Genomic DNA, 9,179 nt, shown 5'->3' on the forward strand with positions numbered 1-9,179 from the left:
GCACTTTGATAATGCCTTTGAGAATCCAGCTTTGGATTACTTAAGAATCTGCGTGGTTTTAACCCGCAGAGTATCAATGCCCACCTATATGCACCCCACCATCCGTGTCGGGGAATATGCTAATCTAACTCCTGAACAAACGTTGCAGAAAATTATCAACTGGATCGCCCCCTGTCCGCCGTTCAACGCGACGGGTCAACCCGCGATCGCCCTTCCCGCAGGATTCGACCCCCACGGGTTGCCCGTCGGAGTCCAGCTCGTCGGCAAACCGGCGGACGAATTGACCTTAATTTCCCTCGCCGCCCAACTCGAAGCCGCCCGACTTGGGTTTGACCATCGCCCCCCTTTGGCGGTGTGAGCGGTATCTCCGTCCACCTTCACCCCCCTGGTACTCCGAATTTTAGAGAGGTCGGTCAATATTGTGAAACTCCCCTTTTCTCGTTCCACACAGCCATCCCCGCCACCCTCCCCCCAAACCGGAACGGGTCTCGGCACCTTCGGCGGCGTCTACACCCCCTCGATTTTGACGATCCTGGGGGTGATCATGTACCTGCGCTTCGGCTGGGTCGTCGGCCAGGTGGGGCTGTGGGGAACGTTGGCGATCGTCACCCTCTCCACGTCGATCACCTTTCTCACTTCCCTCTCCATCTGTGCGATCGCCACCGATCGCGTCGTGCGGGCCGGGGGCGCATACTATATGATCAGTCGCTCCCTAGGCATCGAATCCGGGGGGGCGATCGGCATTCCCCTCTACTTCGCTCAAGCTCTCTCCGTCGCCCTCTACACCATCGGTTTCGCCGAAAGTCTCGTCCTCACCTTTCCCCAGTTGACGGTGCGCTGGGTGGCGCTGGCCACCACGATCGCCGTCGCCGTCCTCGCCATCAAATCCGCCCAACTGGCGATCAAAGCCCAATACTTCATCATGGCTGCGATCGCCCTTTCCCTGATCTCCTTCGCCTTCGGACAAAAAATCCCGGCCACCCCCGCCGATCTCGAAATCGCCGCCGATGTCGCCAAAGAGGGCTTCTGGCCCGTGTTCGCCGTCTTCTTCCCCGCTGTCACTGGTATCATGGCCGGGGTGAATATGTCTGGAGATCTACGCGATCCCATCAAGGCGATTCCCAGTGGGACCCTGGCTGCCGTCGGGACGGGTTATGTGATCTATATGATCCTTCCTATCTTTTTATCGATGCGAGCCGATACGGCCAGCCTCATTGCCGATACCCTGATTATGCAGCGCATCGCCGTCTGGGGGCCGGCGATCTTGCTGGGCGTGTGGGGGGCCACCCTGTCGAGCGCCCTCGGCAGCATCCTTGGGGCCCCCCGGGTGCTGCAAGCCCTGGCACGAGATGGGATTCTACCCAGTGGGTTGCGGTTTTTGGGTACCGGAAGCGGGGAAGATGACGAACCCCGCATCGCTACTGTCTTTACCCTTGCCTTTGTACTGGTTGCAGTAGCCGTTGGCGACCTGAACTTGATCGCCCCGGTGCTGAGTATGTTCTTCCTCACCACCTACCTGGTGCTGAACTTGGCGGCGGGAATTGAGACGTTTCTACGCAGTCCCTCCTTCCGTCCATCCTTCAAAGTTCACTGGTTCTTCTCCCTGCTGGGAGTGATCGGCTGTCTGGGGGTGATGTTCCTGATCGACTCCCTGGCTACTATTATCGCTGCTGTTATTGTCTTCGGTATTTACATTTGGCTTGAACGCCGGGAACTCGAAAGCGCCTGGGGGGACGTCCGCCAGGGGATCTGGATGGCCCTGGTGCGGATGGGCCTGTTCCAACTCAGCTACACCCCCGACACCAAAAACTGGCGTCCCCACATCCTCACCTTTTCCGGAGCCCCGACTAAACGCTGGCATCTGGTCGAGTTGGCCGCCAACCTCACCCACAACCGCAGCCTGTTCACCGTCTGCACCGTTTTGCCCAGCGGATCGCGCAATCCGGCCCAGCGCGGCGAAATGGAGGGAACGATTCGGGAGTATTTGGACAAGCGGGGTATTGAAGGGCTCGTGCGGGTGATTACGGCTCCCGACCCCTTCGCGGGGGCGCGGCAGCTCGTGGAATCCTACGGAATTGGTCCGCTGGTGCCGAATACGATTTTGTTGGGAGATACTAAATCCCCGGAACGGCGGGAGTCCTACTGCGACGCGATCGCTCACTTCCATCATGCGGGGCGGAGTGTGATCGTCCTGCGGGACGAGTCGGAACGGGGATTTGGCCGTCGCCAGCGCATTGATGTTTGGTGGGGGGGATTGAACGCGAACGGGGGGTTGATGCTGATTTTGGCTTACCTGCTACGGACGAGTCTGGACTGGCGGGGAGCTCAGATCAATTTGAATTTGGTGGTCCCGGACGCGACAGCGGCTCAGGCGGCTCGCCCTAACCTCGATCGCGTCGTGGAACAGTTGCGAATCGGGGCGAAACCCCAGGTGATCGTCTCCGAAGGTCAACCGTTCCCGGAGATCCTGCGTCAATCTTCCCGACAAGCTGACCTGGTGTTTTTGGGAATGGCTCCGCCCCGGGAAAATTTCCATTACAGCGAATATTACGACAGCCTACAGGCTATGGCGGAAGGATTGCCGGCTACGATTTTTGTCTTGGCGGCCCCCGATTTCGCCTTCTCGGAGGTTTTGCAGAAAGATACTTCTACGACGCGGGGCGGATCGTAATTGGGGAGTCGGGAGTCGGTATTAGGGAGTCGGGGGAATTATGGGGTGCGCCTGGGCCCGCGCTATATTACTTTTTCACTACTTTTTCGGGTTTCATGCAGTTGAATTGGCAACGATATCGGTTGGTGTTGGGTCTGACGATCGCCCTTGTCCTCGGGAGTTGGGGCGCGATCGCAACTCCGGTACGGGCGGCGGAAACCGTCGTCGTCCGCAAGGGGATCGCCTCCGTTTCGGTGGCGGTGGACGATTTGCGGGAATTCGCCCGCACGGGAAAGATACCCGTTTCTCTGGCGGGTTACGGCACCCTCCTCTCCCCCGAACAGAGACGCCAAGTCCTCGAAGCGTTAAATATCAATTTATCCCTCGACCGGGCTTCGGTGCAAAATCTCCTCAACACCCAAATTGGCGAAACGATCCTCGACGGCATTTCGACTGTGACGGCTGAACCGGGGGGGGAGGCCCTGAAAGGGGCGCTGATCGCCTCGGCAGAAGACCCCCAGGGACTCTCGGTGCTGGGGTTTTTGGAGGCCTATCCGAACCCGGAACTTCGCATCGACCTCGACGCGGCTTTCGCCATCTTCGCCCGCCTGAATCGCTCTTTTTGGCAAACTCAACAATTTATGGTGGAAATGGCCGACGAGTTGGAGGCGACAACGCCTGATGTGGCTGTCCCTTTTGACCCGACTCAACCGGGAGCGGCTACAGTTGAAGTCATCCCGTTGCAGTTTGAGGACGAAGGGCGCAACCGTACCATTTTGGCGGATCTGTACTGGTCGCAGACGGTGGGGAGCGATCGCCCCCTGGTGGTGTTCACCCACGGCCGGGGGTCGGTCCGCAACGAGTTGGACTACCTGGCCCGCCACCTGGCCTCCCACGGCTTCGGGTTCCTGGCCCTGGAACATCCGGGAAGCAACCAGGTTTACATCGATCGCGCCCTGGCTCTGCAACCGGAGGAGTTGCTCGAACGCCCCCGGGATATCAGTTTCGTCCTCGACGAGTTGGCGGCGGGGGTTGAAATGGACCCGCAGATCCGGCGATCGCTCAATCCGGAACGGGTGCTGGCGATCGGCTATTCTTTGGGGGGGAGTACCGCTTTGGCCATCGCCGGGGGAGAATTTCAACTCGAATCCCTGCGGGAACGGTGCCGAACCGAAGCGGTCAGGTTCAGTGTCGGACAAATTACCCAATGTATTGCCAGCCAACTCCCCGAAGACCGCTATCGACTCTACGATCCCCGGGTCAAAGCCGCGATCGCCCTCAACCCCACCGCATCTTTACTCTTCGGCGAAACGGGACTCGCCCGGGTGGAAGTCCCTACCCTGATTTTTTCCGTTTCCGCCGACAAACTCACCCCCGCCCTCTCGGATCAGATCGGCATTTTTCCCCAACTTAGAGCCCCCAAATGGCTCGTCGGCGTCGTCGGGGGAACTCATCTGAGCGTCAAAGATCCCGCCTTTGTCAAGGATCAATCCCAACGGCCGAACACGCCGCTATCGGGAAATGAGGTGTTCGGCGTCGCCACGGCCGACATCCGGAACTATGCTAAGGCCTTCACTTTGGCGATGGCGGCACAACTGACTCCGGACGCCCGAGAGTACGAAATCTTTCTGACGCCCGAATATTTCCGCTCCATTTCCACCGATGCCTTCCCGGTACGACTGGTGACGGAAATTCCCGACGAGATACAAGTTTTGGTGGAGGCGTTCTTGGAGAAAAATTGAGAATTGATCATTGATAATTGACAATTATCTATCCAGATTCCCGAATCTCAAATCCTGATCGCCATGTTATGATAATGATTATCATTTTTGTCTGTGCCATCTGGGAGTATCATAGGGAGGGAGACAGATGCGGGAACGAGTGAATGGGACGGCGATCGCCCTAATGCTTGCAGTGGGAGCGATCGCGGGGTGCGGTGGTTCGACGACACCTTCCGCGTCGGAGGGGACGGACACCGTAGAAGTCGCGGAAGTCAACGACGGGGCGATCGATGTGACCGTCAGCATCCTGCCGCAAAAGTATTTCGTGGAGAAAATTGGCGGCGAGAATGTCAATGTCAACGTCATGGTTCCCCCCGGCGCGTCTCCGGCGACCTACGAACCCAAACCCCAGCAGTTGAAGGATCTCAGCGACGCGGAAGCCTACGTCAGCATCGGCATCCACTTTGAAAAACCCTGGATGCCCCGGATCGAAAGTGCCAACCCGCAAATGTTAGTGATTGATTCGGCTGAGGGGATCGAAAAATTGCCCCTGGAAGACCACCACCATCACGAAGCAGAAGGCGGCCACGACCACGGCCACGACCACGGGGGAGATACCCTCGACCCACACATTTGGCTCTCACCTCGACTGGCGAAACAACAGGCTCAAAATATTTACGAAGGACTCGTGAAAGTTGACCCGGAGAACCAGGAAACCTACCGACAAAATCTCGAACAGTTTTGGGCGGAAATCGACCAAATTGACGCACAAATTCGCGCTAATTTGGAAGGGGTCAGCAATCGCCAGTTTATGGTTTTTCATCCCTCTTGGGGGTATTTCGCCGCCGATTATAACCTCGAACAGGAGGCGATCGAAGTGGGGGGACAAGAACCGAGCGCCTCGGAATTGGCGACGTTAATTGCGGAGGCGAAAGCGGAAAATATCCAAGTCATTTTTGCCCAGCCGGAATTCAACACGGAGTCGGCTCAAACTATCGCTCAAGAGATCGGCGGAGAAGTGATTTTAGTCACCCCCCTCGCCCCCAATTGGTCGGAGAATTTGCTGGAAGTCTCGGAAAAATTCGCCGGTGCTCTCAATTAGAAATAAATCACCCAAACAGTCGGTTAATTATGTTAAAATTAGGGATTGACGTGCCATCTTGCTACCCTTCAGAAAGATCCGATCCGCCCACCGAAGCGGTCATGACCCTCGATCGCATCTGGGCGAGTTATAACCGGCAAGAACCGGTTTTGGAAGATGTCAGCCTGACGGTTCGAGAGCTGGATTTTATCGGCATTATCGGCCCCAACGGCGGGGGGAAAACCACCCTGCTGAAAGTGATGTTGGGGCTGTTGAAACCTCGGCGGGGGACGGTGGAAATTATGGGATTTTCGCCCGTGCAGGGGCGCAGATATGTGGGTTACGTCCCCCAAACTTTTGAGTTCGATCGCAGCTTTCCAGTGCGCGTTTCCGAAGTGGTGTTGATGGGGAGATTGGGACGGCGACGGCTGTTTAGAGGTTACACCAAACAAGACCGCGAAATCGTCAACCGAACCTTAGAAAAAGTAGGGATGCTGGAATTTCGCGATCGCGCCATCGGCGAGTTATCTGGCGGACAGCGACAGCGGATCTATATCGCCCGGGCGTTGGCTTGCGAACCCCGGATCTTGCTGTTGGACGAACCGACAGCCAGCGTCGATCCGAGGATGCAATATGGGATTTATGAACTCCTGCACGAACTGAATGAATACATGACTATTGTGATTATTTCCCACGATTTGGGGGCGGTTTCAACTCATGTTAAAACGGTGGGGTGTTTGAACCGAAAACTATTTTATCATGGCGATCGCCAGATCACCCCCGAAATGATCGAACAGACCTATCAATGTCCGATCGATTTGATTTCCCACGGTTCGATTCCCCACCGCGTTTTTCGAGACCACCAGTAAATCATATTAAAATTATGCTCGAAGCGATTCATACGGCACTACGGTTTGAGTTCATGCAAAATGCCCTGATGGCGGGAATTTTGGTGAGTATCGCCTGCGGCATTATCGGCTCATTTGTGGTGGTCAACCGGATCGTTTTTATCAGCGGTGGCATCGCCCACGCCGCCTATGGGGGCATCGGTTTGGGGTATTTTTTCCAATTTAATCCGCTGTTCGGGGCGATCGCATTTTCTCTGATTTCGGCCGTCGGTATGGGGTTGGTGGAACGAAAAACCAAACAGCGATCGGATACGATTATCGGGGTGATGTGGGCGTTGGGAATGGCGATCGGGATTATTTTCATTGACCTGACACCGGGATACAAAGCCGATTTGATGAGTTATTTATTCGGCAGCATCCTCACGGTCCCCCGCACGGATTTGATGGTGATGTTGGGACTGGATGTCCTAATTTTTATTCTGGTTGTTTCTCTATATAAAGAACTGGTGGCGATTTCCTTCGACCCCGTGTTTGCCACGACCCGCAATATTCCGGTGGATTATTTATATTTGGTTTTGGTCGCCGCGATCGGTCTGACGGTGGTGATGGTCATGCAGGTGGTTGGACTGATTTTGGTGATCGCGTTGCTGACCGTGCCCGCTGCCATCAGCACCCAATTCGTCAAAGATATCAAACAGATGATGGTGTTGTCGAGTCTGTTTGGGATTATTTTTACCATGACTGGGTTGTGGTTTTCTTACTTTTTTAACCTCACCTCCGGCGCGACGATTATCCTCGTTTCCTGCGGCGGCTATCTCCTCAGTTTGGGAGTCAAAGCGTATTGGGATCGGATCGCGCCCTCTTCCTCTTGAGGCGTGGCGGGCTCTGAACCGATCGCTTCGGTCGCTTATAATAGAGGAGATCTGCCCTGTGGCGTTTCCGCCTGGTCAACAGCCGGATGGCAGTGGGAGCGATCGCCGATCGCTTAAAATCGTTATAGTTATCATTATATTTGCTATCGAATCTGATGAATTTCACACCGCAAACCGCCGACGCCATCCGCCGCGTCGCCATTGTCGGGGGAACCCACGGCAACGAATGGACCGGCATATATTTAATTAAAAAATTCGAGCGATCGCCGAAATTAGTGACGCGATCGACATTTGAAACCCTGACATTATTGGCCAATCCCCGGGCATTTGAAATTAATAAACGCTACGTCGATCGCGATTTAAACCGGTGTTTTCGACGGGAACATTTGGAACAATCCAATTCGGAAATCTACGAAATTCAGAGGGCGCAGTGGATCGTCGAACGATGGGGCAAACAGGGACAGGGCAAGATCGACGCTATTTTTGATTTTCACAGCAGCACTGCCCACATGGGGGTGACATTAATTTGGGTTAAAAATAATTCATTTAATCGCCAAATAGCCGCCCACTTGAAAGGTATTTTTCCGGACTTAAATATTTACAGTTGGATCGATCCGGAGCGGGAAAATCCGTCCATGAAATCCCTGTGCGATCGCGGCTTTTCAATTGAGGTGGGGCCGGTGGCACCGGGAATGTTGGATGCCGCACTATTTGAAAAGGCTGAACAGGTCATCCACGCCGTTTTGGATTATATCGAACGGTACAACCGGGGGGAACTCATCGGGGGCGATCGCACCCTCACGATCTATCAATTTCTGCGAGTCGTAGACTATCCCCGCACGGAAACCGGGGAACTCGCCGGGATGATTCACCCACAATTGCAGGGACGGGATTACCAGCAGTTGAACCCCGGCGATCCGATGTTTTTAAAGTTTGACGGAACCACAATTTATTATGACGGAGAAACCCCCGTCTGGCCGATTTTTATCAACGAAGTCGCCTATTACGAAAAGGCGATCGCGATGGTGTTGACGCGGCGGGAGGCGATCGCAGTTTGAAGCGGAATTTAAACGGTATCCGGATCGATTCCCAACTCCCGCAACTTGGCGATCAGTTTCTCCTTTTGTTGTCGTTCGGTTTCGAGTTGCTGTTCCGCCAGTTCCCGCTGTTGTTTTTCGTTTGTCGCCGATTCTTCCGGAGTCGGAACCAAGTCGCCGTCCGCTGTGAAAAACCGCAGTTTATTTTCGTAAATCCCCAGAAATAATTGTAACTGGTGACTCCAAAGATATCCGCGATCGCTCGGTTGTATGTCTTGGTATTCCCCGTTCACCAAGTGAAACCCTCGGAACTCCGATGTATCTGGAGAAAACCAGAAATATTCGGGAGTTCGGAAAATCTCTTGATAAATTTGTTTTTTCGTGTTTCGGTCAACATTGGCTGTCGAATTCGACAACAATTCGATAATCACATGGGGATATTTTCCCCCCTCTTCCCACACCACCCAACTCTTGCGGGGTTTCTGTTCCGTATTCAACACCACGAAGAAATCCGGCCCCCGAAAATCCTTCGTTTTCACCTGTTCGGGACTGTAGTAAATGCTCAGGTTCCCGGCGGCGAAATAGTCGGTTTTATCCCGCCACAGCCAATCCAGACAGTTGAGCAACAGAATAATTTGTTGTAGGTGCAAATAGCTTTCCAAAGGTGGTTCCTCACTTTCCAAATCTCCGGGAGGAAATTCAATCTCTTCCCATTCGGATTCAGTTTTCAGTGTTTCTAAATCTTGGGAAATGGTCATGGTAGCCTCCGGTGCAGTATTTCTAGTATAGTAGGCAAAAGGCAACAGGCAACAGGCAACAGGCAATAGGGAGAAACAGCCATCACTGTATCGGTTTCCGAATTTTGTGATATCCTAAGTGTCTTGGAGGTTGCTATATAGCAATGAGCGCTCGTGTGTTTACAGTTCGGTTCGTGGAACAGAACCCGAAACTTCCATGTGTCTTGGCGATT

At 54.4% G+C, this 9,179-nt stretch carries 8 protein-coding genes; 7 read left to right on the plus strand and 1 reads right to left on the minus strand.

The features are described from left to right. The 7 genes from LKE08_RS01970 to LKE08_RS02000 all read left to right on the plus strand — a co-directional run. The coding region (locus tag LKE08_RS01970) for an amidase family protein (protein WP_324702511.1) at positions 1-358 on the plus strand (358 nt) is incomplete at its 5' end. A 63-nt stretch (positions 359-421) separates the two neighbouring features. Then, positions 422-2,671, plus strand: a complete 2,250-nt coding sequence (locus LKE08_RS01975; RefSeq protein WP_324702512.1) for an amino acid permease — start codon at positions 422-424, stop codon at positions 2,669-2,671. A 95-nt stretch (positions 2,672-2,766) separates the two neighbouring features. Continuing rightward, positions 2,767-4,392 (plus strand): alpha/beta fold hydrolase, encoded by a 1,626-nt coding sequence (locus LKE08_RS01980; protein ID WP_324702513.1) that lies wholly within the window; start codon positions 2,767-2,769, stop codon positions 4,390-4,392. A gap of 127 nt (positions 4,393-4,519) precedes the next feature. Beyond that, complete coding sequence (locus LKE08_RS01985; protein WP_324702514.1) at positions 4,520-5,473, plus strand: metal ABC transporter solute-binding protein, Zn/Mn family; 954 nt, start codon at positions 4,520-4,522, stop codon at positions 5,471-5,473. A gap of 29 nt (positions 5,474-5,502) precedes the next feature. Then, positions 5,503-6,321: an ABC transporter ATP-binding protein gene (locus tag LKE08_RS01990; RefSeq protein ID WP_324702515.1), complete on the plus strand. Its 819-nt coding sequence runs from the start codon at positions 5,503-5,505 to the stop codon at positions 6,319-6,321. 14 nt (positions 6,322-6,335) lie between these two features. Then, the gene (locus tag LKE08_RS01995; protein ID WP_324702516.1) at positions 6,336-7,172 is read left to right on the plus strand and encodes a metal ABC transporter permease; all 837 of its coding nucleotides are present in this window, start codon (positions 6,336-6,338) and stop codon (positions 7,170-7,172) included. Between the two features lie 155 nt (positions 7,173-7,327). Further along, positions 7,328-8,230: an aspartoacylase gene (locus tag LKE08_RS02000; protein ID WP_324702517.1), complete on the plus strand. Its 903-nt coding sequence runs from the start codon at positions 7,328-7,330 to the stop codon at positions 8,228-8,230. An 8-nt stretch (positions 8,231-8,238) separates the two neighbouring features. Here LKE08_RS02000 and LKE08_RS02005 read toward each other — a convergent pair whose 3' ends face one another. Beyond that, complete coding sequence (locus LKE08_RS02005; RefSeq protein WP_324702518.1) at positions 8,239-8,967, minus strand: Uma2 family endonuclease; 729 nt, start codon at positions 8,965-8,967, stop codon at positions 8,239-8,241. Positions 8,968-9,179: the final 212 nt, after the last annotated feature.

The sequence above is a fragment of the Lyngbya sp. CCY1209 genome, assembly GCF_035615495.1.
GTDB lineage: Bacteria > Cyanobacteriota > Cyanobacteriia > Cyanobacteriales > Microcoleaceae > Limnospira.

Coding starts and splice junctions, on each gene's coding strand:
- LKE08_RS01980 (WP_324702513.1), top strand. CDS start 2,767: ATGCAGTTGAATTGGCAACGATATCGGTTGGTGTTGGGTCTGACGATC.
- LKE08_RS01985 (WP_324702514.1), top strand. CDS start 4,520: ATGCGGGAACGAGTGAATGGGACGGCGATCGCCCTAATGCTTGCAGTG.
- LKE08_RS01990 (WP_324702515.1), top strand. CDS start 5,503: ATGTTAAAATTAGGGATTGACGTGCCATCTTGCTACCCTTCAGAAAGA.
- LKE08_RS01995 (WP_324702516.1), top strand. CDS start 6,336: ATGCTCGAAGCGATTCATACGGCACTACGGTTTGAGTTCATGCAAAAT.
- LKE08_RS02000 (WP_324702517.1), top strand. CDS start 7,328: ATGAATTTCACACCGCAAACCGCCGACGCCATCCGCCGCGTCGCCATT.
- LKE08_RS02005 (WP_324702518.1), bottom strand. CDS start 8,967: ATGACCATTTCCCAAGATTTAGAAACACTGAAAACTGAATCCGAATGG.